Origin of the sequence: Bacillus sp. FSL R5-0603, assembly GCF_038050295.1 — a bacterium.
GTDB lineage: Bacteria > Bacillota > Bacilli > Bacillales > Bacillaceae > Bacillus > Bacillus subtilis.
The window spans coordinates 1,550,803-1,576,931 of the sequence record NZ_JBBOYP010000001.1 but is presented as its reverse complement, the minus strand read 5'-3'; the positions used below and the strand labels follow the sequence as shown (position 1 = coordinate 1,576,931).

At 44.3% G+C, this 26,129-nt stretch carries 29 protein-coding genes; 2 read left to right on the top strand and 27 right to left on the bottom strand.

The window, feature by feature from the left end; all coding sequences use genetic code 11:
• Positions 1-118 precede the first annotated feature (118 nt).
• The 8 genes from rplS to NYE56_RS08135 form a co-directional block, all read right to left on the bottom strand.
• The gene (gene rplS, locus NYE56_RS08170; RefSeq protein ID WP_003220825.1) at positions 119-466 is read right to left on the bottom strand and encodes a 50S ribosomal protein L19; all 348 of its coding nucleotides are present in this window, start codon (positions 464-466) and stop codon (positions 119-121) included.
• A gap of 139 nt (positions 467-605) precedes the next feature.
• Positions 606-1,337 carry a tRNA (guanosine(37)-N1)-methyltransferase TrmD gene (trmD, locus tag NYE56_RS08165; RefSeq protein WP_014663952.1) on the bottom strand — a complete coding sequence of 244 codons (732 nt, stop codon included), beginning with the start codon at positions 1,335-1,337 and terminating at the stop codon, positions 606-608.
• A complete protein-coding gene (gene rimM / locus NYE56_RS08160) occupies positions 1,334-1,858 on the bottom strand; it encodes a ribosome maturation factor RimM (RefSeq protein ID WP_003232013.1) in 525 nt (174 codons plus the stop codon). The genes trmD and rimM overlap by 4 nt, the downstream gene beginning before the upstream one ends.
• A gap of 4 nt (positions 1,859-1,862) precedes the next feature.
• On the bottom strand, positions 1,863-2,249 hold the full coding sequence (locus NYE56_RS08155) for a YlqD family protein (RefSeq protein WP_341283698.1): 387 nt from the start codon (positions 2,247-2,249) through the stop codon (positions 1,863-1,865).
• Positions 2,250-2,370: 121 nt separating this feature from the next.
• On the bottom strand, positions 2,371-2,616 hold the full coding sequence (locus NYE56_RS08150; RefSeq protein ID WP_014476792.1) for a KH domain-containing protein: 246 nt from the start codon (positions 2,614-2,616) through the stop codon (positions 2,371-2,373).
• Positions 2,616-2,888, bottom strand: a complete 273-nt coding sequence (gene rpsP / locus NYE56_RS08145) for a 30S ribosomal protein S16 (RefSeq protein ID WP_003220815.1) — start codon at positions 2,886-2,888, stop codon at positions 2,616-2,618. Before rpsP ends, NYE56_RS08150 begins: the two co-directional genes overlap by 1 nt.
• A 105-nt stretch (positions 2,889-2,993) precedes the next feature.
• Positions 2,994-4,334 carry a signal recognition particle protein gene (gene ffh / locus NYE56_RS08140; protein ID WP_014113771.1) on the bottom strand — a complete coding sequence of 447 codons (1,341 nt, stop codon included), beginning with the start codon at positions 4,332-4,334 and terminating at the stop codon, positions 2,994-2,996.
• 13 nt (positions 4,335-4,347) lie between these two features.
• Positions 4,348-4,680, bottom strand: coding sequence for a putative DNA-binding protein (locus NYE56_RS08135; protein ID WP_003238590.1), 333 nt, complete (start codon positions 4,678-4,680; stop codon positions 4,348-4,350).
• A gap of 177 nt (positions 4,681-4,857) precedes the next feature.
• On the opposite strand from NYE56_RS08135, the gene NYE56_RS08130 reads away from it, so the two are divergent.
• Entirely contained in the window at positions 4,858-5,343 is a 486-nt protein-coding gene (locus tag NYE56_RS08130; protein WP_003245834.1) for an Ig-like domain-containing protein, read from the top strand.
• A 35-nt stretch (positions 5,344-5,378) separates the two neighbouring features.
• Here the strand turns inward: NYE56_RS08130 and ftsY are convergent, their stop codons facing one another.
• From ftsY to NYE56_RS08065, 13 genes are all read right to left on the bottom strand, one after another.
• Entirely contained in the window at positions 5,379-6,368 is a 990-nt protein-coding gene (ftsY, locus tag NYE56_RS08125; RefSeq protein ID WP_003232026.1) for a signal recognition particle-docking protein FtsY, read from the bottom strand.
• Positions 6,369-6,387: 19 nt separating this feature from the next.
• Complete coding sequence (gene smc / locus NYE56_RS08120; RefSeq protein ID WP_335449272.1) at positions 6,388-9,948, bottom strand: chromosome segregation protein SMC; 3,561 nt, start codon at positions 9,946-9,948, stop codon at positions 6,388-6,390.
• 100 nt (positions 9,949-10,048) lie between these two features.
• Entirely contained in the window at positions 10,049-10,798 is a 750-nt protein-coding gene (gene rncS / locus NYE56_RS08115) for a ribonuclease III (RefSeq protein WP_003232030.1), read from the bottom strand.
• 139 nt (positions 10,799-10,937) lie between these two features.
• On the bottom strand, positions 10,938-11,171 hold the full coding sequence (gene acpP, locus NYE56_RS08110) for an acyl carrier protein (RefSeq protein ID WP_003154310.1): 234 nt from the start codon (positions 11,169-11,171) through the stop codon (positions 10,938-10,940).
• An 83-nt stretch (positions 11,172-11,254) separates the two neighbouring features.
• On the bottom strand, positions 11,255-11,995 hold the full coding sequence (gene fabG / locus NYE56_RS08105; protein WP_003232035.1) for a 3-oxoacyl-[acyl-carrier-protein] reductase: 741 nt from the start codon (positions 11,993-11,995) through the stop codon (positions 11,255-11,257).
• Entirely contained in the window at positions 11,988-12,941 is a 954-nt protein-coding gene (fabD, locus tag NYE56_RS08100) for an ACP S-malonyltransferase (protein WP_015383644.1), read from the bottom strand. Before fabD ends, fabG begins: the two co-directional genes overlap by 8 nt.
• An 18-nt stretch (positions 12,942-12,959) precedes the next feature.
• On the bottom strand, positions 12,960-13,961 hold the full coding sequence (gene plsX, locus NYE56_RS08095) for a phosphate acyltransferase PlsX (RefSeq protein ID WP_003232041.1): 1,002 nt from the start codon (positions 13,959-13,961) through the stop codon (positions 12,960-12,962).
• Between the two features lie 13 nt (positions 13,962-13,974).
• Complete coding sequence (gene fapR / locus NYE56_RS08090) at positions 13,975-14,541, bottom strand: transcription factor FapR (RefSeq protein ID WP_003232044.1); 567 nt, start codon at positions 14,539-14,541, stop codon at positions 13,975-13,977.
• A 108-nt stretch (positions 14,542-14,649) separates the two neighbouring features.
• Positions 14,650-16,698 (bottom strand): ATP-dependent DNA helicase RecG, encoded by a 2,049-nt coding sequence (recG, locus tag NYE56_RS08085; protein WP_341283697.1) that lies wholly within the window; start codon positions 16,696-16,698, stop codon positions 14,650-14,652.
• The gene (gene sdaAA, locus NYE56_RS08080) at positions 16,676-17,578 is read right to left on the bottom strand and encodes an L-serine ammonia-lyase, iron-sulfur-dependent, subunit alpha (protein ID WP_003232049.1); all 903 of its coding nucleotides are present in this window, start codon (positions 17,576-17,578) and stop codon (positions 16,676-16,678) included. Before sdaAA ends, recG begins: the two co-directional genes overlap by 23 nt.
• A 25-nt stretch (positions 17,579-17,603) precedes the next feature.
• Positions 17,604-18,266, bottom strand: coding sequence for an L-serine ammonia-lyase, iron-sulfur-dependent subunit beta (gene sdaAB, locus NYE56_RS08075; protein ID WP_003232050.1), 663 nt, complete (start codon positions 18,264-18,266; stop codon positions 17,604-17,606).
• 138 nt (positions 18,267-18,404) lie between these two features.
• Entirely contained in the window at positions 18,405-20,066 is a 1,662-nt protein-coding gene (locus NYE56_RS08070; protein WP_341283696.1) for a DAK2 domain-containing protein, read from the bottom strand.
• 15 nt (positions 20,067-20,081) lie between these two features.
• Entirely contained in the window at positions 20,082-20,444 is a 363-nt protein-coding gene (locus NYE56_RS08065) for an Asp23/Gls24 family envelope stress response protein (RefSeq protein WP_003232054.1), read from the bottom strand.
• Positions 20,445-20,720: 276 nt separating this feature from the next.
• Between NYE56_RS08065 and rpmB the strand changes: the two genes are divergently transcribed.
• Complete coding sequence (rpmB, locus tag NYE56_RS08060) at positions 20,721-20,909, top strand: 50S ribosomal protein L28 (RefSeq protein WP_003221548.1); 189 nt, start codon at positions 20,721-20,723, stop codon at positions 20,907-20,909.
• Positions 20,910-20,981: 72 nt separating this feature from the next.
• Here the strand turns inward: rpmB and spoVM are convergent, their stop codons facing one another.
• The 6 genes from spoVM to prpC all read right to left on the bottom strand — a co-directional run bounded on the left by spoVM (position 20,982) and on the right by prpC (position 26,124).
• The gene (gene spoVM / locus NYE56_RS08055; protein WP_003221545.1) at positions 20,982-21,062 is read right to left on the bottom strand and encodes a stage V sporulation protein SpoVM; all 81 of its coding nucleotides are present in this window, start codon (positions 21,060-21,062) and stop codon (positions 20,982-20,984) included.
• A gap of 71 nt (positions 21,063-21,133) precedes the next feature.
• Complete coding sequence (locus tag NYE56_RS08050; protein WP_123373566.1) at positions 21,134-21,778, bottom strand: thiamine diphosphokinase; 645 nt, start codon at positions 21,776-21,778, stop codon at positions 21,134-21,136.
• Positions 21,779-21,850: 72 nt separating this feature from the next.
• Positions 21,851-22,504, bottom strand: coding sequence for a ribulose-phosphate 3-epimerase (gene rpe, locus NYE56_RS08045; RefSeq protein ID WP_160243923.1), 654 nt, complete (start codon positions 22,502-22,504; stop codon positions 21,851-21,853).
• Between the two features lie 4 nt (positions 22,505-22,508).
• The gene (rsgA, locus tag NYE56_RS08040; RefSeq protein WP_123373565.1) at positions 22,509-23,405 is read right to left on the bottom strand and encodes a ribosome small subunit-dependent GTPase A; all 897 of its coding nucleotides are present in this window, start codon (positions 23,403-23,405) and stop codon (positions 22,509-22,511) included.
• Between the two features lie 14 nt (positions 23,406-23,419).
• Positions 23,420-25,366: a serine/threonine protein kinase PrkC gene (gene prkC, locus NYE56_RS08035; protein ID WP_015252109.1), complete on the bottom strand. Its 1,947-nt coding sequence runs from the start codon at positions 25,364-25,366 to the stop codon at positions 23,420-23,422.
• On the bottom strand, positions 25,360-26,124 hold the full coding sequence (gene prpC / locus NYE56_RS08030; RefSeq protein ID WP_123373564.1) for a protein-serine/threonine phosphatase PrpC: 765 nt from the start codon (positions 26,122-26,124) through the stop codon (positions 25,360-25,362). The genes prkC and prpC overlap by 7 nt, the downstream gene beginning before the upstream one ends.
• Positions 26,125-26,129 lie beyond the last annotated feature (5 nt).

Genomic DNA, 26,129 nt, shown 5'->3' with positions numbered 1-26,129 from the left:
TCAGTATGCATGATTCATTGTTGTCCTTTATGTATTTTACGATGCCTGTCCGGCATTTTCAAATTCTGTATAAAAAAAGAGCTTGTTACAGGTAACAAGCTCTTTTCGTTCGTTATCATTATCGTCTGATCTCTTTAATACGAGCCGCTTTTCCGCGAAGTTCACGCAGATAGTAAAGTTTAGCACGGCGTACTTTACCGTAACGTACAACTTCGATTTTCGCGATTTTTGGTGTGTGTACTGGGAAAGTACGTTCAACGCCAACACCGTAAGAAATCTTACGAACTGTGAACGTTTCGCTGATTCCACCACCACGACGCTTAATCACAACACCTTCAAAGATCTGGATACGCTCACGGTTACCCTCAACAACTTTAACGTGTACACGTAAAGTGTCACCAGGACGGAACGCAGGAAGATCAGTACGAAGCTGTTCTTTTGTGATATCTTCAATTAGTTTTTGCATCGTTTTCAACTCCTTCCAACAGATGCTCTTGGCCACAAAAACCGGCACAGCGGAACATCGTTTTCAAGCTTGCAGCGGATAAGCCCGCTTAAGCCACAAGTAGTATCTTATCACAATTTCATAGCCTATGCAATAAAATCTATTCTTTTTCCCATTCAGAAATCCACTTTCTTTGCTGCTCTGTAAGCGGGTAGTCTTTCAACAGATCCGGACGTCTTAGGTAGGTCCTTCTGATCGATTCTTTATTCCGCCATTCTTCAATTTTTGCATGGTTTCCTGACAAGAGTGTTTCAGGCACTTTTAAACCTTTGTAATCTGCCGGTCTTGTATAATGCGGGTGCTCTAAAAGTCCGGTGCTGAAGGAATCCTCAATATGGGAAGCCTCTTTACCCAGTACACCCGGAAGCAGTCTGACCACACTGTCTGCGATCATCATTGCAGGGAGCTCACCGCCCGTCAGAACAAAGTCGCCAATTGATATTTCATCCGTTACCAAGTGCTCGCGAATGCGTTCATCATAGCCTTCATAGTGGCCGCAAATGAACAGCAAATGCTCTTCCTTAGCTAATTGCTCGGCTTTTTTTTGGGTAAAACGCTCACCTTGCGGGCATACGAGGATAATACGCGGAGCGGCGGCTGCCTTTGATGTCAGGTCCTCGACCGCGTCAAAAACAGGCTGGGGCTTGAGAACCATGCCTGCCCCGCCGCCATAAGGATAATCATCAACAGTATTGTGCTTGTTATCAGAGTACTCCCGGAAATTTACGACTTGAAACTGCACCGCATTTTTTTCCTGGGCTTTTTGAAGAATCGATGAGCCGAGCACGCCTTCAAACATTTCGGGAAACAGCGTCAAAAAGTCGATTTTCATTCGTCTATTAACCCTTCCATGAGTTCAATCTCAATTTTCTTTTCCCTGACATCGATATGTTTGACCACTGATTCAATGTAAGGAATGAGTGCGTCTTTTTTTCCTTTTCTTCCGATGACCCAAACGTCATTGGCTCCAGGCGTCAAAATTTCTTTGACCTTTCCGATGAGTTCGCCTTCTTCAGTAAATACTTCACACCCAATAATTTCGTGGAAATAAAATTCACCCTCATTCAGCTCTCCTAATTCTTCTTCAGGAACTTTAATGATTGCGTTTTTCAGCTCTTCTACTTCATTTAGGTTTTGTCTTTCTTTAAACTGCAGGAGATGAAATTGCTTATGCAGTCTATGTGTGTTTACCGTTACCTCCACTGGTTCGTTACGGCCGTCCATAAACAAATACAGCGTGTTTCCCGGCTTGTATCGTTCTTCGGCAAAATCTGTTTTTGAAATCACCCGCACTTCGCCTTTGATTCCGTGGGTATTTACGATTTTGCCTACATTAAACCATCGCTTTGTCATATGATCACCTCTGGCGAATTTCAATTACTTTTCCGTCTTTTATGACGATGGTGTTCGCTGCTGTTTTCTCATGCCAGTCATCCCCGGCTTCAATCGTCAGCAGCGCATCGACTTCCTTTTCTTTCAACTCACTGCCAAGCGGCAATGTATGTACTTGAGCAATTTGAAAATCGATGATTTTTATATCATTTATTCGCTTTTCTATTGCCTTTTTAAATTGTTCAATCATATCAGGGTTTTGCTGTTCTTTCTCATGTTTTCTAAGCTGAAAATAGAGCTGGCTGCATTCTCGTTCAAGCATTTGTTTCTTTTCGGCAAAAGAAGCTAAAAGCTTTTCTTTGCTGCGCTCGGTTAAGACTTGCATAACGGCTACACGGTGAATAATTTGCATCGCACCAAGCTCCCCGCTTTTAAAACTTTTACTCGCCCAGGCTTTTCTATTTTGCCTAAGCTTCTATCAGTTTACCCTTTTTTTGCGTGTAAAAAAAGGGGAGGTGCCGGCCCTCTCCCTTTTAGTCAAATATTTCAAATTGAACTTTCTTAGAAGACTGTGCGCCAGCTGCAAATACAGCTGTTCGAATCGCTTTTGCAGTCCGGCCTTGCTTTCCGATAACTTTACCGGTATCTGACTTATGGACAGATAAGCGCAGCGCAATCTTTTGATCGGTTTCTTCTCTTATGACGCGAATGTCATCTGGATGATCAACAAGCGGCGTCACAATGTGGACAATCAAATCTTCCAAGTGTTGATCAGTCATTACTTGCCTTGTTTAGCGTTGTGGAATTTTTCCATGATTCCTTGGCTAGAGAACAAGTTGCGAACTGTATCAGATGGTTTCGCTCCAGTTTGAAGCCATTTAAGAGCAAGCTCTTCGTCAATTTTTACTTCCGCTGGTTTTGCAACCGGGTTGTAAGTTCCGACTGTTTCGATGAAACGGCCGTCACGTGGTGAACGAGAATCTGCTACAACAATACGATAGAAAGGAGATTTTTTTGCTCCCATACGTTTTAAACGAATTTTTACTGCCATTTTACTAGCACCTCCGAAAATATTTCAACAAGATAGTATATTAACAATGATAAAAGTGTTTGTAAAGTGTTTTTTCTTAACAACGGTTTTATCATGTATAACCGATTACATAAAAGGTAGCTTAAACCCTTTTTTCTTGCCTTTTGACATGTTTGTCATCTGCTTCATCATTTTTTTCATTTCATCAAACTGCTTAAGCAGACGGTTGACTTCCTGTACGGATGTCCCGCTTCCTTTTGCAATCCGCTTCCGCCGGCTGGCATTGATGATATCCGGCTGTTCTTTTTCAAGAACAGTCATTGATTTAATGATTGCTTCCACATGATTCAGCTGTTTTTCATCAACTTGGATGTTTTTCAGGCCTTTCATTTTACCTGCACCCGGCATCATTTGCAGAAGCTCATCAAGCGGCCCCATGTTTCTGACTTGCCCGAGCTGCTCCAGAAAATCGTCCAATGTGAAGCTCATCGTTCTCATTTTTTGTTCCAGCTCTTTGGCTTTGTCTTCATCAACGCTGGCCTGTGCTTTTTCAATCAATGTCAGCACGTCGCCCATGCCGAGAATCCTTGATGCCATGCGTTCAGGGTGGAACGGCTCTAACGCATCAAGCTTTTCGCCCAAACCTGCGAACTTAATTGGCGTGTTTGTGACAGCGCGAATAGAAAGCGCAGCCCCGCCGCGTGTGTCTCCATCCAGCTTCGTTAACACAACACCGGTTAAACCGAGCTGTTCATTAAAGCTTTTGGCAACATTCACAGCGTCCTGACCGGTCATGGAATCGACAACCAGGAAGATTTCTTCCGGATTCGCGATTTCTTTGACGTTGGTCAGTTCATCCATCAGTTCATGGTCGATATGCAAGCGGCCTGCCGTATCCAAAATGACATAGTCATAATGTTCTTCCTTGGCTTTCTCAATAGCCTGTTTAGCTATTTCTACAGGACTGACCTGATCGCCAAGAGAGAAAACAGGCATATCAAGCTGTTTGCCGAGTGTTTCCAGCTGCTTAATTGCGGCTGGGCGGTAAATATCAGCAGCAACCAGCATCGGTTTGCGATTATGCTTTTTGCGCAGCAGATTCGCAAGCTTACCGCTTGTTGTCGTTTTACCGGCACCTTGGAGACCGACCATCATAATAACAGTCGGTGGCCTTTTTGCGACGGCGATTTTGCTCTCTTCGCCGCCCATCAGCTCAGTCAGTTCCTCTTTAACAACTTTAATGACCTGCTGGCCGGGCGTCAGACTTTTCATGACGTCTTGGCCTACAGCGCGTTCACTTACTTTTTTGACAAAATCTTTGACTACTTTAAAGTTAACGTCAGCCTCAAGCAGCGCAAGGCGAACCTCACGCATCATATCTTTTACATCTTGTTCGCTGACTTTCCCTTTTCCGCGGATTTTAGAAATCGTCTGCTGCAGTCGGTCGGCTAATCCTTCAAATGCCATAGTTTGCCGCCTCCTAATCTAATTTCTCAAGCGCTTCAATCAGAGCTGTAATTTCTTCCTCTTCTTTTGAACCGGAAGCAAGCTCCTTCAGCTTATTAAACATCTCTTTACGCTCCTGAAACTTTTTCAAAAGGAGCAGCTTTTCTTCATATTGTTCAAGCATCGCTTCTGTTCGTTTGATGTTATCATAAACAGCTTGTCTTGAAACCTCATATTCTTCGGCTATTTCGCCTAGGGAGAAATCGTCCAAATAATAAAGCGACATATAGCTCTTCTGTTTTGACGTCAACAACGACTGATAAAAATCAAACAGATAATTCATTCTCGTTGTCTTTTCGAGTGACATTTGAGCTCTCCCCTTTGTTAAGTCAAATCCCTTTACGATAACTTAGTTTACACGGTTTTAATGACACTGTCAAGTTTTTATCTTGTCAAAGCGGCGATTAACTTTTTCCAAAATACGCTAAATATCATCCAATTTATTCCTATATTGTATATGAACCCTATTTAAAGGAGGATTTTTATGAAAAAAATCGGTTTATTGTTTATGTTATGTCTGGCAGCCCTGTTTACAATAGGTTTCCCGGCACAGCAAGCAGACGCTGCTGAGGCACCTTATAAGGCCTCAATCACAAATATCAGCACAGATGGAGGGGTATACGGTAAAATCAATTACGGACAAGGTCAATATTGGCGAGTCAAGTACAATATTACAGTAAGCGGCAAATTACTCGACCAAAACGGACAGCCAGTGCCAAACGCACCCGTAAGATTTGAAGCAGACACGAAGGTCGGAAACACAACACAAACTGCTTCAGGAACGACTGATGCAAACGGAACATTTGAGGTTCCAATGTATTTGGGGCCAGCCGCTGGGTATTACACGTATTACACATCTGTTTCCGTTCATTACTATGACATCATCCCATTCAGAGTTTTTTCTGGTGAGTCAAGACTGGTATCCACTGATAACAGCCTTTATCATTTCGCCTATCAAGTAAGAAGATAAAAAAGAAAAGGCCCCAAGATGTTGGGGCCTTTTTCTTAATCGTCGGCTTTTTCCACTAAATCTGAAAAGAGTCCGTACACATAGGATTCTGGATCAAATTCCTGAAGGTCATCAACTTTTTCTCCTAAACCGACTAGTTTAACCGGGATGTGAAGTTCGTTGCGAATCGCAAGGACGATACCGCCTTTTGCCGTACCGTCAAGCTTCGTTAAAGCAATGCCGGTAACATTTGTTGCTTTAGAGAATTCTTTTGCCTGAGCCATTGCATTTTGGCCGGTCGTGGCATCAAGGGCAAGCAGCACCTCATGCGGAGCTTCAGGAACTTCTCTTTCGATAACACGTTTCACTTTTTCAAGCTCTTTCATGAGATTTACTTTGTTTTGGAGACGCCCTGCCGTATCACAAATTAATACATCGGCATTTCTTGCTTTCGCAGCATGAACAGCATCGTAGATGACAGCCGCCGGATCGCTTCCGGCCGTCTGCTTAATGACAGGCACTCCTGTACGCTCTCCCCATACTTCCAGCTGTTCAATGGCTCCCGCTCTGAAAGTGTCTCCGGCGGCAAGTACGACAGATTTTCCTTCTTGTTTCATTTTATGAGCAAGCTTTCCGATCGTTGTTGTTTTCCCGACGCCGTTTACACCTACCAGAAGGATTACGTTTAAACGCCCATCCTGGATGTTCAGTTCTGAAATTTGCTCATCTCCGCTGTTATAAATCTCGACCAGTTTCTCAGAAATCACTGACTGGACTTCCTTTGGATCTTGAATATTTCTGCGTTTGACTTCTTTTTTCAGCTCATCTATTAATTCCATAACGGTTGTAAAACCGACATCCGCGCTGATAAGAACCTCTTCAAGCTCTTCGAAGAAATCCTCATCCACTTTACGGTAACGGGATACAAGATCATTCACTTTGTTTTGAAAGGAGTTTCTTGTTTTTTCAAGGCCATCCTTAAACTTTTCAGATACGGAATCTGTCTGTTTTGTGATTTTCTCTTTTAATTTTTTAAAAAAGCTCATCTTTTAACCTCTTTCCTCGTTACTGAACGTATTCTTTTGTTTCTTCCAGCTTAACGGAGATTACCTTGGAAACACCGGATTCCTGCATGGTTACGCCATAAAGCACATCCGCTTCCTCCATCGTTCCTTTTCTGTGGGTAATCACAATAAACTGGGTATCACTGCTGTATTTTTTTAAATACTGCGCAAACCGGAACACATTCGCTTCGTCGAGCGCAGCCTCTACTTCGTCAAGGACGCAAAACGGCACTGGACGAACCTTTAGGATTGAGAATAAGAGCGCTATAGCAGTAAGCGCACGCTCTCCGCCTGACAGGAGGTTTAAGTTTTGCAGCTTTTTCCCCGGCGGCTGAGCGATAATCTCGACTCCTGAATGAAGCAGATCGTTAGGATCGGTGAGCCTCAGTTCAGCTCGCCCTCCTCCGAATAAGGAGCGGAAAACTTGATCAAAGTGTGAGCGGATTTGGACGAATGTGTCGTTAAAGCGCTTCGTCATTTCTTCATCCATTTCTTCAATCACTTGGAACAGGGTATTTTTCGCTTCTGTTAAATCTTCTTTTTGTTCCGACAGAAACTTGTACCGTTCGTTGACCCTCTCAAACTCATCTATGCTTCCGAGGTTCACGGTACCCAGCTCTTCAATTGCGAGTTTGATCAGCTTCACGCGCTTTCTGGCTTCCTCTGGATCAGTTTCAAGCTGATATTTCTCTTTTGCCCCCTCAAAGGACAAGCTGTATTCCTCCCGTAAGTATTGGAGTAAATTATCAAGCTCGACTTCCATTCGTCCGAGTTTGACTTCTTCGTCTTTTAAGAGCGTTGTTTTTTGTTTATACAGGCGTTTCATTTCTTTCAGCTCACGCTCATACGTATCAAGCCCATGCTGAAGCTTGATGCGCTGATCGCGCCTTAATGCAATCAGTTCGATCGTTTTCGTTTTGTCATTCAATTTATGTTTTGCTGCTTCTTCCAGCTTTTCTTCGCCGCTGGTGCTAGATGACATCTCTGACGTTAAGAAGCTTAAGTCTTCTTTTGCTTCTTTTAACGCAAGCTCTGTTTCAGTGAGCTCTTTCTTTAATCTGGCAAGGTTGTCCTCTTCCCCCTTGCAAGCCTGCTCTTTTTTGGCCGCAGCGATCTTCAGCTCAGTCAGCTCGTTGGAGAGAGACTCTTTCGTTGAGGATTGCGTTTGTTTTTGTTTTGTCAGTTTGTCTATGTCCTCTTCAAGCTGTTTCATCTTTTCAGATACGGCAGAGAGCTCTTCTTCAAGCTTGCGTTTGCGCGCTTTTTTCTCCTCATCGCTTTCTGACAGAGCAGATTTTTCTTGGTCATAGAGCTCTAAATGGGTATTGATATTTTTCTCGGCAACTTGAAGTTCGTACAGCTGGCCTTTCACATCCTGCTGCTTTAACCTTAAGCCTTCCCCGGTTTCTCTTAAGTCAGCCAGTTTTTTCTCCATATCCTGAATGGATTGCTTAAGGGTTTTGACCTCTTGTTCAAGCAGTGCTGTTTTCTCTTCCATTTCAGCGAGCCGTTTCGTCACATCTTCTAGCTCCCGGCTTCTTCCAAGGAGGGAGTTATTTTTCTTTTTAACCGCGCCGCCCGTCATTGAACCACCGGGGTTCACAACATCTCCCTCAAGGGTTACGATGCGGTACCGGTGCCCGAGAAGCTTCGCAAGCTCGTTTGCACCCTTTAAGTCCTCTGTGATCAGAACGGTTCCAAGAAGATTCTGGATGACGCTTCGATACGCAGGATCAAATGTGACAAGTTCACTGGCAACCCCGAGAAATGATGAATGCCGGGCGGCTGTTTCCGCGTCACGGCTTTGAAGCTGGCGGTCTCTAATAACAGAAAGAGGCAGAAACGTCGCCCGGCCGAAGGAATTCTGCTTTAAATATTGAATCGCTTTTCGGGCAGATTGTTCATCGTCGGTCACGACATGCTGAGCAGAAGCGCCGAGCGCTATTTCAATGGCCGTTTCATACTTCTGTTCTGTAGAAATCAGCTCAAGAACCGCTCCGCGAATTCCACCAAGGCGCTCTTTTGCTTTCAGCACCTCTTTAACACCTTGATAAAAGCCGGAAAAATCTCCCTGCATCGTCTCAAGCATGTCCTTTTTTGATCTCGCTTGCTGAACGTATTGGTATGCCTGATACAGAGCGGATTCATTTTTTTCGTATTGGCGCTTTTTCTGCTCATATTTTGTCTGCATATCACGATATGCACCGACTTGACTGTGAATCTCCTGCTCAATTCGGGCAAATTCCGTTTCACATGCGGCTTTACGCGCAGAAATATCACGCCGTTCCTGCAGGTGCTTTTCATTGTTGTCCGCGAGTCTCTGCAATGTGACAGCGGATTGGGACATCTGGTCATCAAGAAGCTGGAGTTCGTTGCGTATCGAAGCCTGGCTGTTTAACAGCTCAAAATAATCACTTTTCAGCTGCTCGATTTTCTCTTCGACATTTTCATTGTGAAGACTGAGAGCCTGCTGTTTTTCTTTTACTTGCGCCCTTAACTGCTTCACCTCAGCCTGAAGCGTTTCGAAGACAGCTTCCTGCTTCGAAAGCTCTTCTTTCAGAACCGTTTCTTTTTGCTGGAACTGAACGATGGCTTCTTCAAGCTGTTCTTGGTTTTGCACAGCGTTTTTCTTTCGTTCTTTCAGGACTTCTTTACGGCCTTCAAGCTTTTCCAGCTCCTCACTAGTTACCAGTAAAACTTGCTGGAGCTCATCTACTGACTCATCAAGCGCTTGTATTTTGTCCCTTGTATCCTCAATCTTTGCTTCTTTCGCAGAAATAGCAGACGATTCAGCAAGCTCTTCTTCTTTTGCCATCTGCACTTTCTCTTTAAGAGTCGACCATTTACCATGCAGCTCTTCGATATCATAGGCAGTCAGCGCAATTTCAACATGCTCCAGCTCTTTCTTTTTCTCAAGGTAGTCTTTCGCTATTGAAGCTTGAATTTTAAGAGGTTCAACCTGTCCTTCAAGCTCATGTAATATATCTTCTACCCGATTTAGATTGTCCTGTGTCTCAAACAGTTTATTTTCTGCTTTTTTCTTTCTCGTTTTATATTTAAGCACCCCGGCCGCTTCTTCAAAGATACTGCGGCGATCCTCCGCTTTGCTGCTCAGGATCTCTTCCACTTTCCCTTGGCTGATAATAGAAAATGCTTCTTTACCAAGGCCAGAATCCATAAATAAATCAATAATATCTTTCAAGCGGCATGGCTGATTGTTAATCAGAAACTCACTCTCACCTGATCTGTACACACGTCTTGTGACACTCACCTCGTGGAAGTCAATTGGCAAGAAATGATCATCATTATCAAGAGTAAGCGTAACTTCAGCTAGATTTAATCGCTTTCTAGAATCACTCCCGGCAAAAATAATGTCCTCCATTTTTCCGCCGCGAAGAGAGCGTGCCGATTGTTCGCCGAGAACCCAGCGAATGGCATCCGTGATGTTGCTTTTTCCGCTTCCGTTCGGCCCGACAACTGCTGTCACGCCTTTAACGAAGTCTACGGAAATCCGTTCTGCAAATGATTTAAATCCTATAACGTCTAAACGTTTGAGGAACATAGCGATCCTCCTTATGTAATAAGTATTTCAATTCTATCATAAACATTGGTGAAATAAGACGGCATACATACTGAAATCCCCCTGAGTCATAAGGGGGATTTTATTGTTTCGTATGGTGTTTTTGCAATTTAGCTAAAGCTTCCTGAGCAGCGTGCTGTTCGGCTTCTTTCTTTGAACGGCCGTTTCCGACTCCGAGTGGTTCACCTTTTAGAGATACGATGGCTTCAAATTCACGGTTGTGCGCAGGTCCTTTTTCGTTGGAGATTTTATACTCCAGAGAGCCTTTGCCGTCCCGCTGCACGTATTCCTGCAGCTGGCTTTTGAAATCCATCACATGAGAAAAAGCACCATCGTTAATTTTAGGGAACACATAAACTTTTAAGAAACTTTCGACCGGCTCTAATCCTTGGTCAAGGTACAAGGCTCCGATAAATGCCTCAAAAACATCCGCCAATAGAGCAGGACGCTTTCTTCCGCCTGTCATTTCCTCGCCTTTACCCAACAGGACAAGATCGCCGAATGACAGCTCGTGAGCCAATGAAACGAGAGACGGTTCGCAAACAATTGCGGCTCTCAATTTCGTCAAATCTCCTTCACTCATAGCCGGGTATTTGGCAAATAAGAATCTGGAGATCGTCAGTTCCAAAACAGCGTCACCTAAAAATTCAAGCCTTTCATTATCTTCATACGGCTTTTTCCGATGCTCATTCACATAAGATGAATGTGTAAATGCTTGATACAAAAGCTTTTCATTTTGAAAGTGAACCGAAATCCGTTCTTGAAACTCTTTAAATTGTTCTACTTTTTTATAGAACTTTTTTTTATCTTTATAATGTGAGTGTTTTGACATAGTAACCTCCATAGGCACATCAGGTTCACCGCGCTTCTCTGACTAAACCGGATACAGCGCGCGTAAAAGCGGCATGCTGTAATAACTGCACGAATAAAGGGCTAAAGCCCCGCGTTTCGGCGGGACTTTTAGCATCAGCTTATTGCTGGTTTTGTATGTAGTTCACAGCGTCGCCGACTGTTGCAATCTTTTCAGCATCTTCGTCAGAAATCTCCATATCAAACTCGTCTTCAAGTTCCATAACAAGCTCAACTACATCTAGGGAATCAGCACCTAAGTCTTCCTTGAAAGAAGCTTCAAGTTTGACGTCTGCTTCATCAACGCCAAGGCGATCTACGATGATTTTCGTTACACGCTCTAATGTGTCTGCCATAGCAATTCACCTCCCCTCAAGTATTATAGTGGATTCGTTTTTAAAAAACTAGAGAAACTATGATGAAATTTTCGAGAAAAAACTTACATCACCATTCCGCCGTCAATATGAAGCGTTTGGCCTGTCATATAACGGGCTCCCTCTGAAGCTAGGAACGTGACAACACTGCTGACATCGCTAGGTTCACCAAAGCGCGCGAGCGGAATTTGTTTCAGCATTTCGTCTTGAACGTCTTTTGCAAGTTTATCTGTCATATCAGTTGAGATAAATCCTGGCGCTATTGCGTTTACCGTAATATTTCGGCTGGCGAGCTCTTTAGCAGAAGACTTGGTTAAACCGATGACGCCGGCTTTTGCAGCCACGTAGTTGGCCTGTCCAGGGTTTCCGCTGACGCCGACGATAGACGATACGTTAATAATGCGGCCTGAACGCTGTTTCATCATTTGTCTTGTAACAGCTTTTGTGCAGTTGAAAACACCCTTCAGGTTAATGTTAATAACGTCATCCCATTCGTCTTCTTTCATTCTCATGATGAGATTGTCTCTTGTAATTCCCGCATTATTAACCAGAATGTCAATCGTAGAAAAAACAGACAATGTTTCTTTTATCATGTTTTGTACATCTTCGGGATTTGATACATCCGCTTTTACAGCAATTGCTTTTCTGCCCATTGATTTGATTTCATCTACCACTTCATTTGCTTTCGCTTCATTGCCGGAGTAGTTCACGACAACATTTGCTCCGCTTTTTGCCAGATCAAGGGCGATTGAGCGGCCGATTCCGCGGGATGCGCCCGTGACAATAGCCGTTTTATCATTAAGCATTATCATTCTCCTCCTTAAGCGTTTGAATTGCCAGCTCGATCGTTTCCGGATCTGATACAGCAATTGTTTTTAACCGTCTATTTACTTTTTTCACAAGGCCTGAAAGCACTTTTCCGGGACCGATTTCAATAAAAGTCGTAACACCCTCTGCGATCAGCTTGTTAATGCTTTCCTCAAAACGAACCGGAGAGTAAAGCTGCTCAATAAGTTTTTCTTTGATATCTGCTTTTTCAGTCATCACGTCAGCAGAAACATTTGAGATGACCGGAACGTCAGCGTCTTTTATGTCACAGGCGTCCAATACCTCTTTCAGCTTTTCAGCAGCCGGTTTCATCAGTTCGGAATGGAACGGACCGCTTACTTCAAGCGGAATTGCGCGTTTTGCTCCGTTCTCTTTTGCCAGTTCAGATGCAAGCTCAACCCCTTTAGCTGTTCCGGAAATGACGATTTGGCCAGGACAGTTGAGATTCGCAAGCTGTACAAGGTTGCCTTCCTCTGTGACTTTATCGGTTACTTGCTTTAATGCTTCAGCATCCATGCCGAGAATCGCAGCCATTGCTCCTTCGCCAGCCGGCACCGCTTCATTCATAAACTCTCCGCGCTTTCTGACGGTATAAACAGCATCTTTGAAAGACAGAGCGCCAGCCGCAACCAGTGCAGAATATTCACCAAGGCTGTGTCCTGCTGTGAAATCAGGTGTAATGCCAGATTCTTTAAATTTCTCAAGAACAGCGATGCTTGTCGTAAGCAAAGCAGGCTGCGCATTGTATGTAAGTGTTAATTCTTCAGCAGCCCCCTCAAAAATAAGCGAGCTGAGTTTTGTTTCTAACGTTTCATCGGCTTCATCAAACAGACGCTTTGCAGCAGGCACCTGCTCATAAAGCTCTTTTCCCATGCCGATAAATTGTGATCCCTGACCCGGGAATAAAAATGCAATCTTACTCATGATGTAAAAACCTCCAGACTACTCATCTGTTTTTTCTTCTTTCACTTCTTCCTGAATGAGCGCAGCCACATTTTGGCTGACCATCTCTCTTGCTTGCCGAATCGCATGGAATACAGCATTTGAATCTGAAGAGCCGTGCGCCTTGATCACAGGCGCTTTTAAGCCAAAAAGACTTGCTCCGCCATAATTCGAATACTCCATTTTCATTTTCATTTCTTTCAATTTTGGCTTCAGCACAGCTGCTGCAAGCTTGGATGTCAAAGTAGACGTCATTACGTCTCTCATCATTTTAAAAATAGACAACGCAGAGCCTTCCAGCGTTTTGAGTGTAACATTCCCGGTAAAGCCGTCTGTTACTACAACGTCCGCCACATCATCTAAAAGGTCTCGCGCTTCCACGTTTCCGATAAAATTGATGTTTGCTGTTTCTTTTAAAATTTGAAACGTCTGCTTCGTCAGTTCGTTTCCTTTTTTATCTTCTGTTCCGACATTTAAAAGTCCGACTCTCGGTGAAGTGACACCGCGCACTTGCTGAGAATAAACAGAACCCATGATGGCATATTGAACGAGGTGCTCCGGTTTGGCATCAACATTGGCGCCGACATCAAGGAGAAGAAATCCGTCTCCCGAAACAGTCGGAAGTGTCGGGGCAAGCGCCGGACGGTCAATTCCTTTAATTCTTCCGACAATAAAGAGACCGGCTGTCATTAATGCACCGGTATTTCCTGCTGAAATGCAGGCGTCAGCTCTGTTTTCCGCAACCTCCTGCGCCATAAGAACCATAGATGAGTTCTTTTTTCTTCGCACGGCACGGACAGGTTCATCCGTAGGCTCAATCACTTCATCTGCGTGCAGCACCGTGATGCGATCTGATGTAGTTGTTAAATGTGATTCAATCGTTGTTTTGTCACCGACAAGTGTGATATGGAGATCATCAAATGCCTCTATACCTTTTATAACTCCGTCAATAACAGCTTTGGGAGCGTGGTCTCCTCCCATTGCATCTACAGCTATTCTCATGCATGCTCCACCTTTATGAATGTTTTGAACGATACATGTCAAAGCGTCCAGAAAAAACAATTTCTTCGCCAACGTAGCTGTTCACTTCGACAACCGTTCTTCCTTTTTCTTTTTCGACAGCCGTCACTTTCGCTTTTGCTACGACACGTTCACCCTGCTTTACCTGTCTTGTAAAGCGGATGTCTGCACTTGCAGTCAGCGCCAGCTCGTCATCAATGACTGCAACGGCCAAAGAATTCGCCTGTGCAAATAAATGGTGTCCTCTCGCAATCTGATTCCGGCTGAACACGTGCTCCTGTTTTATTTCTAAAATGGATATCGCCTGATCATCCAGCTCAAGGTCAATAATTTCTCCGATAACTTCATCAAGTGACAGGGACTTCACTTCGTCCTCAAGTGTTTTCTCTGCTACGTTCTTAATTCTTTCTCTCAGTTCAGGTATGGAAAGCTCTAAGCGGTCCAAACGTATCGTCTGGATGCTCACCCCGAATTTACCCGCTAATTCTTCATCTGTAATAAAGGGGGTTGCTTGAATCGTCTGCTGAAGTAATTCCTGGCGTTCTCTCTTATTTCTTCTCATATCTAAACACCATCCGGACAATTAAGACTAGGTACTAATAGTAGTATATAATTTCATAGATTGGAATGCAACGATTGTTTCTGGCTGAACACCAAAAACTTCTGATACTCAGCTTAATTTTTCCCCGTCCATTACTCCGCTCTTCAGCAATTCATCTCTTAACACAGCGTATTCCGGCTCCTTCCAAAACGCGTCAGAAGCCACAAGATTCGCAGCATCCTGCCTTGCCGTTTCAAGCGCTCTGTAATCATGAACCATGTCCGCCACTTTAAATTCCGGCATTCCGCTTTGTTTTTTTCCGAAGAAATCACCGGGGCCTCTCAGTTCCAGATCCTTTTCAGACAGCTCGAAACCGTCATTGGTCTCCGACATGATCCTCATCCGTTCTTTCCCTGTTTCTGATTTTGGATCAGCCATCAGAATACAGAAAGATTGATGCTCACCCCGTCCAACACGGCCGCGCAGCTGGTGAAGCTGTGATAGCCCGAAACGGTCGGCGTCATAAATCACCATAATCGTTGCATTCGGAACATTCACGCCAACCTCCACAACAGTGGTTGATACGAGAATTTGACAGTGATTTGCGCTGAATTCTCTCATGACCTGGTCTTTTTCATCGGAATGCAGCTTTCCGTGCATAAGGCCGACATTCCATTTCCCCTGAAAAATATCAGAAAGCATATTGTATACGTCAATGGCGTTTTGCACATCAAGCTTGTCTGATTCTTCAATCAGCGGACAGATGATATAAGCCTGTCTGCCTTGCTTTAATTCTTTTTCGACAAATGCCAAAATACGATCCAGCATGTCATGTTTTACCCAATAGGTTTCAATTCGCTTTCGTCCAGCCGGCATCTCATCAATGACAGATACATCCATTTCACCGAACACTGTGATCGCTAATGTTCTTGGGATTGGAGTGGCTGTCATAAAGAGAACATCGGGATCCTGCCCTTTGTTCCGAAGCTTTTTGCGCTGCTCAACTCCAAATCTGTGCTGTTCATCAGTAATAACGAGACTCAGCGACTTAAACTCCACCTCGTCTTGGATTAAAGCGTGGGTTCCTACAAGAATATCAATCTCACCCGCCGCAAGACGCTCAAGCAGTTCTTTTCGCCGCTTCCCTTTAACAGAGCTTGTCAAAAGAGCAACGCTGACGTCCCATTTTTCAAATAGCGAAACGAGCGAATCAGCATGCTGCTCGGCCAGAATTTCTGTCGGCACCATGAGCGCTCCTTGGTATCCGGATAGGATCGCGGCATACAGTGCAATGGCGGCGACTGCCGTTTTTCCTGATCCAACGTCCCCTTGAAGAAGACGGTTCATTCTGTATGGAGAAGACATGTCTGCTGTTATTTCGCGAAGAACGCGTGACTGGGCGTTTGTGAGGGGAAACGGGAGGCTTTTGATAAATCTCATGAGTTCTTCGTTTGAAAAACGCTGCCGTATCCCTTGTGTCTGCTCTCTTTCCGCCTTTCGGAACGCCTGCATTTTCAACTGAAACAACAAAAATTCTTCATAAACAAACCGCCGTCTGGCAAGCTTTAATGCTTCCCTTGTTTCAGGCTGGTGCATTGCTTTTAACGCTTGATAATAGTCAGGCAGTTTATAGCTTTTTCTTAGCTTTTCCGGAAGAGGATCAGGAAGTGAGTCTGCATATTGGGTCAGCGCCTGCTGAATAAAGCGCCTCATCATTTTGACGGTAACATTTTCTTTCACAGAATACACTGGTTCAATGCTTTTGTCTTCTTGATGCGGCCCGTTTTTCAACTCCTGAACAGAGATGGTTTGGCGGTGCTTGTCCCATTTACCTGAAACCGTCACAACAGAGCCGAGCGAAAGCTGCTTCTTCAAATAAGGCCGGTTAAAACATACGGCTGTAATTAAATAGTGGCCGACCAGAAGCCTGAATGTCAGCCTGTTTCGTTTTTTTCCGTAATAGGTAAGAGAAGGCTCTGAATGAACCTTTCCTTCGACTGTGACTCTTTCATCATGCTTTACTTCTTCTAAATCCCTCAGCTCGTAGTCATCATAGCGATAAGGGAAATAATTCAGAAGATCAGAAATGTCATAAATACCGAGTTCGTGTAATGTTTTTTCTGTTTCCGGCCCAATACCCTTAATGTTAGCTATACTAGTTTGCTGATGTTGTTTCACGTGAACCTAGCGCTCCTCCGAAAATTTTTTTCTCTAATTCTCTTCCTGTCGGTGTTGCCGCTAAACCGCCCTGGCCTGTTTCTCTAAGTGCAGTTGGCATCGTTTGGCCTATTTTATACATGGCATCGATAACCTCATCACATGGAATACGGCTTGTAATGCCCGCCAATGCCATATCAGCGGCAATCATCGCATTTGACGCGCCCATCGCATTCCGTTTCACGCAAGGCACCTCAACAAGCCCTGCAACAGGGTCGCACACGAGGCCTAGCATATTTTTTAATGTAATGGCCATGGCTTCCGCGCTTTGTTCGGGTGTTCCTCCTGCCATTTCAACAATGGCCGCAGCCGCCATGCCTGAAGCTGATCCAACCTCTGCCTGACATCCTCCGGCGGCGCCGGAAATGCTTGCGTTATTAGCCACGACAAATCCGAAAGCCCCGGCTGTAAACAAAAAGCGGATCATTTGTTCTCTTGTTGGATTCAGCTTTTCTTTTACAGCAAATAACGTACCGGGCACCACACCGGCAGAACCTGCAGTCGGTGTCGCACAGATGGTTCCCATGGCTGCATTTACTTCATTTGTTGCAACGGCTTTCGATACAGCATCTAAAATCAGCGGGCCAGACAGGCTTTTTCCTGATCGAATATAGGCCTGCAATTTAACGGCATCTCCGCCTGTTAAGCCCGTTTGGCTCGTAACTCCCTCGAGTCCTTTCTGAACCGCCGCTTCCATAACAGACAGGTTATGATCCATCTGCTGAAAAATGTCCTCTTTTGTTTTTTCTGTTACTTCCATCTCTTGAGCTATCATCACATCAGAGATCAATATTTGTTTTTCTTTAGTAATCTCAATTAATTCTTTTACATTACGAAACATAACTGGCTCCTCCTGACCCTTTTCGCTAGTCAGCAATCTTTGTCACTTGAATAATATTCGGCAGCTTCGACAGCTCGTCGAGAATGTGGTCGTCAATATTTTGATCGACCTCTATTGTCATCAGCGCAAGCTGGCCGATATCTTTCCGGGCTACTTCCATATGTCCTACGTTAATTGAAAATTTCGCCAGAACATTGGCAACACCGGCAATTGTGCCAAACTTGTCATTATGAACAACTAATATGGCCGGATGATTTCCTGACAGCCGGAGCTCAAAACCATTCAATTCTGTGATTTCAATCTTTCCTCCGCCAATCGAAATACCCGTCAGTTCCAGCTCACCCTTTTCATCAGAAATGGTGATTTTTGCTGTGTTCGGATGGACCGGGACTGCGTCTTCTACCCGAAACTCTATATCAATTCCTTTAGCTTCTGCAATTTGTATAGCGGTTTTAATCCGTTCATCGAATGTATCAAAATCAAGCAATCCGCCGATAATCGCGACATCTGTGCCGTGGCCCTTATACGTTTCCGCAAACGAGCCGTAAAAAGATACAATGATGCGCTCAGGCTCTCTGCCAAATAAACTTCTGGCCACTCTCCCGATTCTAGCAGCTCCCGCTGTATGAGAGCTGGACGGACCGATCATAACCGGGCCGATAATATCAAAAACGCTTCTGTATTTCATGCTATTCCTCCTTATGAACCAGAGCTTATTAGCGCTTTGCTTCTAGACTAATTGATCAGATATAAAATGGCAAGCGGGCGCGTTACAGCGCTGCCGCACTTAAAAGCAGACATAAGAATAGAAGGGCAAATTGCCCTTCTATTCTGCTGAAACTATATACGAATACAGAGGCTGTTTCCCATTGTGGATCTCAACCTCAATCTCCTCGTACTTTTCACCGAGGAACGCTTCAAGCTGCTCAGCTTCTTCCTGAGACGCATCCTCACCATATAGAATGGTCACGATTTCATCATCTTCTCCGATCATTTCTGACAGCAGCATTTTCGCGGCTGACAGCTGATTTTCAGAAGTGCCGATAATCGTTCCATTCAGAATGCCCATAAAGTCGCCTTTTTTAATGTCTTTACCGTCAATATGAGTATCTCTGACTGAGAACGTCACCTGTCCGCTTTTTACTTGCTGAATGGCGCTTAGCATATTGGCCTCGTTCGCTTCAGCTTCTTGATCCGGGTTAAAAGCCAGCAGAGCTGACATCCCTTGCGGAACCGTTTTAGCAGGAATGACAAAAACCTGTTCATCCACTACGCTGGCCGCTTGGTTAGCAGCCATGATAATGTTGGAGTTGTTAGGCAGGATAAATACCGTATCTGCATTTACAGACTTCACGGCATCAACAATATCCTCAGTGCTTGGGTTCATGGTCTGGCCGCCTTCAATCACAACAGAAGCGCCAATGCTTTTGAATAGGTCTGAAATTCCTTCTCCCATCGCTACAGTCACAATGCCATACGGCTGTTTTGCCGGCGGTGTTTCGTTGTCTGCAGGTTTGCTTTCTTGACTGATGATAGAGGTATGCTGTTCTCTCATATTTTCTATTTTTATTTTGATCAATTCACCGTAATGCTGGGCGTAGTTTAACACGTTTCCCGGCTCTTCAGCATGAATATGAACCTTCGCCAGCGATTCATCCGCAATCACAAGCAGAGAATCTCCGAACTGGCTGAGGTCTTGCCTGAACGTGCCTTCGTCGAACTCTCTTTTTGTCTGATCAAGCCTAACCATCACTTCGGTACAGAATCCAAATTCAATATCTTCGGTATTCATCATGCTTTGCGCGCTCTTGTGATGCTCTGCGCTGACCATGTCGTCAAGTGACGGAAGAACTGCTTTCTGAGGTACAGTTTCACCTTTTAATGAAGCAAGGAAACCTTCATACACACAGAGCAGGCCTTTGCCCCCGCTATCGACAACTCCTACTTCCTTTAGGACAGGTAGCAATTCAGGGGTGCGGTTTAAAGACGCCTCTGCTTCTTCTGTCACTGCAGTCATCAGCGCAGTGATATCGGTTTCTTTTTCTGCTAAGATCATTGCTTTTTTTGCAGCGTCTTTTGCAACTGTTAAAATGGTGCCCTCTACAGGTTTCATGACAGCTTTATACGCCATGTCTACACCTGCTTGCAGCGCAGCGGCAAACTCAAGTGCATTAATTTCTTTTTTCGTTTCAATGTTTTTGCTAAATCCGCGGAACAATTGGGATAGGATAACTCCTGAATTTCCGCGTGCTCCCATGAGCAGCCCTTTAGATAACGCGGAGCCCACCTTCCCGATATCATCCGTATCCATTTGTTCAACTTCTCTTGCTCCGGAAGTCATCGACAGGTTCATATTTGTTCCCGTATCACCGTCCGGCACCGGAAACACGTTCAGTGCATCAACTGCACTGGCGTTTTGAGACAGATTCTGCGCTCCCGCAAGAATCATCTCGGCAAAGGTTCTGCCGTTTAATGTTCTGATAGACAATCCTACTCCTCCTAACTACGGGTTCGTCACTCGTACGCCTTGGACATAAATATTGACAGAGTCCACTGCCAGTCCGATGGTTTGATTTACTGTGTACTTTACTTTTGTTTGGACATTATGTGCCACTTCAGAAATTTTCGTGCCGTAGCTGACAATGATATACATGTCGATATGTATCTGTTCTCCTTCTTGGCGAACTTGGACACCCCTGCTGAAATTCTCTTTCCGAAGGATTTCAGTCAGTCCGTCTTTAATCTGGTTTTTAGAGGCCATGCCGACAATGCCGTAACAGTCAACCGCCGCGCCTCCTGCAACCATCGCGATGACCTCATTAGATATATCAATCTGTCCGTACTTCGTTCTTAATTCAATGGACACACTAGTTCCTCCTTCGAATGCATAGAGTTACAGCTATTCTACTATATGGTTTCCATTATGAAAAGACCAGGCAATAATCGCTGGCCGTACCTCTACATATACTATAGCGCTGCTGTTTCCGCAAGATGTCAAGTGAATTTTCTTGAAAGATGATGAAACAATAGTTGCAAACGTTTTTTAGCTGTGGTAAATTATTTAAAGTATCCATATCGAAAGCATCTAAGATTATATGAATGTTAAAAAGTAGATGTTTTGTGCAAGTGAGGAGGGAAACAAATGGCACGTAAATGCGTTATCACAGGTAAAAAAACAACAGCTGGGAATAACCGTTCTCACGCAATGAACGCTTCTAAGCGCACTTGGGGCGCGAATCTTCAAAAGGTTCGTATCCTTGTGAACGGAAAACCTAAAAAAGTATATGTATCTGCTCGAGCTTTGAAATCCGGTAAAGTTGAGCGTGTATAACAAAATGAACGCCTGCCCCGATATGTGGCAGGCGTTTTTATGTGGTGAAAGAGGGCTTTGAACCCCTGGGCATTAATCTTTTCTAAATGAGCCCAGCATCGCCCGGACAATTCCTCCTAAAAACTTCGGCAATTTAATGGTGTAAAATTTCATTTTTGTCCCCTCCTATAACGTCCCGTAACCGCCTTGTTCATTGTTTTCAGCAATTGAATGAAAGCACATGCTTAATCCGTGCTTCTTATCATTATTAATATGCCTTTTGCAAACGAAAAAGTACCTCGTGAATGAATGAGTTCGTTACTAATACATAGTGTTGAACCGAGCGTAATATGACAATTATTTAGAGGATATTTAAAACCGGTCAGGGTCAGCTCATGTATGTCTTCGGAAAACGGTATGAAGGAGATATATCGCTTATTTTCATCCTTCTCAATATCATATTCACCAGGAGGGAACATTTGAATATGATTTTGTTTGTCTATCAGCCTAATTTTTATGTTCGTTTTTACACCTCTATACAGAAGCTGAATGTTTCCTAAAAAATGATCAGCTCTGCCGCCTGTAATCCCGAAAATCTGAATAATATCCGGCTGCTTTTCCAGCGCCCAATCAAGGGCGAGGTCTAAATCTGTTTGATCTTTTTCTGCTTGATACACATGAAGGGCGGGAGCGGCTTTTTCTATTCGCCGGCGTTCTTGCTCGGTTATGCTGTCAAAATCTCCGAAGGCTTCAACAGGTATGATCCCTGCATCTAAGAGAGTGACGGTGCCTTTGTCAACACCGATCCAAAGCGTGTGTTCCTCCGTATAGCCGGTTAGATCGGGAATGAGATTTTTCGGGCCTCCCGCAACGATATTAATTGTTTTCATCTCTGATTCCTTTCTCTGCATACAGGAAAAAGAGCTTAGGCTATTGTATGCCCAGCTCTTTTCTAAAGCTGCTTATTTACTTCCTCTGATTTCAGAAATTGCTTTTTTGCGGTCAGACTGGCCATAAACAGCTGAACCGGCAACGAGTAAATTTGCGCCCGCTTCAATGACGAGCGGAGCGGTTTCTTTGTTGACGCCGCCGTCTACTTCAATTAACAGATCTTTTTTTCCTTTTTCATCCGCCATTCGCTTAACCTCTTTTATCTTAGGAAGGACTGAATGAATAAATTTCTGCCCGCCGAAGCCCGGGTTCACCGTCATTAAAAGAACAAGATCGAGATCGTCGAAAACATGCTCGATGACTTGTACAGGGGTATGCGGGTTTAGAACTACTCCGGCCTTCACTCCTTGCTCTTTAATGAGCTGGATGGTACGGTGCAGGTGCGGACATGCCTCAGCATGCACAGACAGGATATCTGCGCCTGCTTTCGCAAAAGCCGGGATATAACGATCCGGCTCTTCTATCATTAAATGGACATCAAGCGGCAGATCCGTTACCGGCCGGACTGCTTCTACAATCAGCGGACCGATTGTGATATTCGGGACAAAATGGCCGTCCATAACATCAATATGAATACAATCGGCTCCGCCTTTTTCTACATCTTTAATCTCATTGCCTAAAACGGCAAAATCAGCGGAAAGAATAGATGGTGCAACCTTTATCATTATGCTAATACCTCGGCTTTCTGTCTTTTATCTCCGTCATAAATTCAACATAATGGTCATAGCGATACTGCTTTAATTCCCCGTCTTCAACAGCTTGTTTCACCGCACATTTCGGCTCTTTCAGATGTAAACAGCCTCTAAATTTGCATGAAGAACTTTTTTCTCTGATATCAGGGAAGGTGTAGCCCAGCTCTTCTTCCTCAATGTCTGTAAATTCAAGCGAGCTGAATCCCGGTGTATCTGCAACCAAACCTCCGGACGTGTGAATCAGCTCAACGTGGCGGGTTGTGTGTTTCCCGCGGCCCAGATGCTCGGAAATCTCGTTTGTTCTTAATCCAAGCTCCGGACTGATCGCGTTGAGAAGCGAGGATTTCCCAACACCGGACTGACCGGCAAATACCGTTGTTTTATCCTGAAAATGCGGGATGATGTCCGCTAAACTGTCTTGGTCCTTAGAGGAGGTAAGGTATACGTCATAACCAATATTCCGATAGTCCTCTGCATAGGCTTGTATCGTTTCTTCTGTATCTTGATCTTCAATCAGATCCATTTTAGTAATGCATATAATCGGCTGAATATCATTGGCCTCAACGAGAACCAGGAAGCGGTCGAGCAATGCCGTGCTGAAAGAAGGCTGAACCGCTGAGAAAACAAGGACCGCTTGATCAACGTTGCAAATTGGCGGCCTGATAAGCTCGTTGGTTCTTTCTTTAATTTCCATTAAATATCCTTCTTTGTCATTTTCAGCTTGATACACAACATAATCACCGACAAGAGGGGTAATTTTGTTTTTTCTGAAAATGCCTCTTCCTCTGCATTGTATTACTTTATCTGAATCCTCTGATTCATCCAGTACATAGTAAAAGCCGCTTAGCGCCTTAATAATTTTGCCCTCAGGCATATTTTCCCTCCTTGTTATTCATCTTTCGGATACTCAATGGTTTTGTAGCTGACAACTTTATTGTTTACCATTACTTGATAGTACCCTTTTTGGCCGGGTTCAATCTTTAGTTCGATCGTTCGTTCAGTCGGCTCTTTTATCTTAAATTCTTCGTAAGTGTCAGAGATGCTGTGATCTGCATCGTCAACCGCGATTTGCACTTGAAGCTCGTCCCCTTCATTTTCTGGTTCGTAGGGGATCTTGACCTTTTCTTTCACTGTTTTCGCAGGTTTTTTCTCTGGTCCGAGAGAGAATGTCACTTCAACTTCGTTTCCCGGCTTTACTGCCGTACCTGCTGCTGGTTTTTGTTTGACAACCTGTCCTTCTGGAACATCATCTGAGTATGCTTCTTTTTCTACAAGCTTCAATCCGTTGTCTTCCAGATATCCAGACGCTGCTTCTTTACTGTAGGTTTTCAAGTCTCTAAGCGTAATGTCTTCGGGTCCGATACTGACTGTAAGTTTGACTTGATCTTCACTCGGGACAAGCTCAGTCCCTGCTGAAGGATTTTGGTCAATGACAGTGCCCGCATTTTTCTCGTCATTCACTTCATTTACCGTTACATGTTTAAACCCTTGGTCCTTCAACGCTTTTTTTGCCTGGTCGACCGTTTGGCCTGTCACATCACCGATCTCCGTTTTTGCTTTTCCGGTGCTCTTATAAAGGGTGACCGTGGCGCCTTCTTTGACTGTGGTATCCGCTTTAGGATCCGTTTTTACCATCAGGCCCTCTTCAATTTTTTCATCTGAGATTTCCAACACCTCGGAATCAACCTGTAAACCTTCTTTTTCCAAGAGCCCTGCGGCTTTTTCGTATTCCATTCCGGAGACATCAGGTATTTTGACATCCTTAGGCATGAAAAGCGACGGAAAAACAGTGACAGCAAGAATTCCAGCTGTGATAAAAACGAGGCATATCGTGAGCAAAACCCACGGCCACTTTTTTCTTTTGCCGTTCTTCTTTGTTTTGTTTTCTTGTGCGGTTGTCACTTCAGCTTCTTTTTCGCCAGCAGCTTTAGCAAGTTCTTCATCTTTAATGATAGGTATCGCTTTTGTCATTTCTTCATCTTCTTGAATCGTAAATCTCTTTTCATTGAGTCTGTCGGCATCAAAAGCTGTTTTTATGTCTGCTTCCATGTCTTCAGCCGTTTCGTAGCGATGAAAAGGATCTTTGGCAGTTGCCTTGAGTATGATGTTTTCAACGCTTTGGGGGACCGATGGATTCCACCTTTTTGCCGAAGGAGTTTCCGCTTGAAGATGCTTCAAGGCGATGCTGACTGCTGACTCTCCATCAAACGGAATACGGCCGGTTAAAAGCTCAAATAGAACGATTCCAAGCGCATAAATATCCGATTTTTTTGTGGCTAAGCCGCCCCGGGCCTGTTCAGGTGATAAGTAATGGACCGAGCCCAGAACTGAATTGGTATGGGTGATTGTGGTCGAACTTAGTGCCGTCGCAATTCCAAAATCCGTTACTTTGATATTTCCCATATGATCAATCAAAATGTTATGCGGTTTGATGTCTCTGTGAACAATCTGGTTTTGATGGGCATGAGCGATGGCTGAGACAATTTGCTCCATGATGTTCAGAGCTTCTTTAGGGTGAAGCGGCCCATTTGCTGTTATGTATTCTTTAAGCGTCATGCCTTCAACGTATTCCATGACAATATAATAAATATCATCTTCCTCGCCCAAATCGTAAATGCTGACAATATTCGGGTGATCGAGGCTTGATGCGGATTGGGCTTCTCTGCGGAAACGTCTGATAAATTCATTGTCATTTGCATAGTCAAACCGCAGGATTTTAATTGCGACTTCACGGTCTAGAATGATATCCTCAGCTAAATACACGTTGGCCATTCCCCCGCCGCCTATAACGCGGAGAATTTGGTAACGCCCGCTGATCCGCTTGCCGATTAGCACTGATCTTCACCCTCTTCAACATGTAAAGCAAGCTCAAGCAAAACTGCTGTTATGTTGTCTTCTCCGCCATTCTGGTTGGCTTTGTCCACAAGCAGGTTTACTTTTTCCTGAGGAGCTGAATCGCTTTGCAGGATGTCTTTTAATTCAGTGCCTTCCACTTTATTCGTCAGTCCGTCAGAACATAGAAGCAGTTTGTCTCCGGGTTCTATATCAAAAGAACGGGTGTCAATGCTGACTGACTGGTCTGTTCCAAGCGCCTTCGTCAACACATTTTTTCGCGGATGATGTTCAGCGTCTTCTCTGGAGATCTCTCCAGTGCGAACCAGTTCATTTACAAGCGAATGGTCTTCTGTCACTTGAACGAAATCATCGTCCTGAAGCAAATAGCATCTGCTGTCTCCGATATGGGCAACAGAAACCGTTTTCCCCGTAAAAAGCGCACATACAATCGTCGTCCCCATGCCTTGGCATTCTTCGTGGGCTTGAGCGTGATCGTATATTTTGCTGTTTACCGAAAGAATCTGTTCAATGAGCCATTTTTCACATTCCGAGGGCGCAGTTGGAATCGTCTCTGCTTCATTCCATTTCTCCCCCATGGCTTTCACAGCCATCTTGCTCGCAACATCTCCAGCAAGATGGCCGCCCATGCCATCAGCGACAACCGCTAATATAAATTCATCTTTCCCCTTGAATATCCCCGCGTCATCTTCATTATGCTGGCGGATTTTTCCTGTATCTGTTTTTAAGGCTGTTAACAACCCTC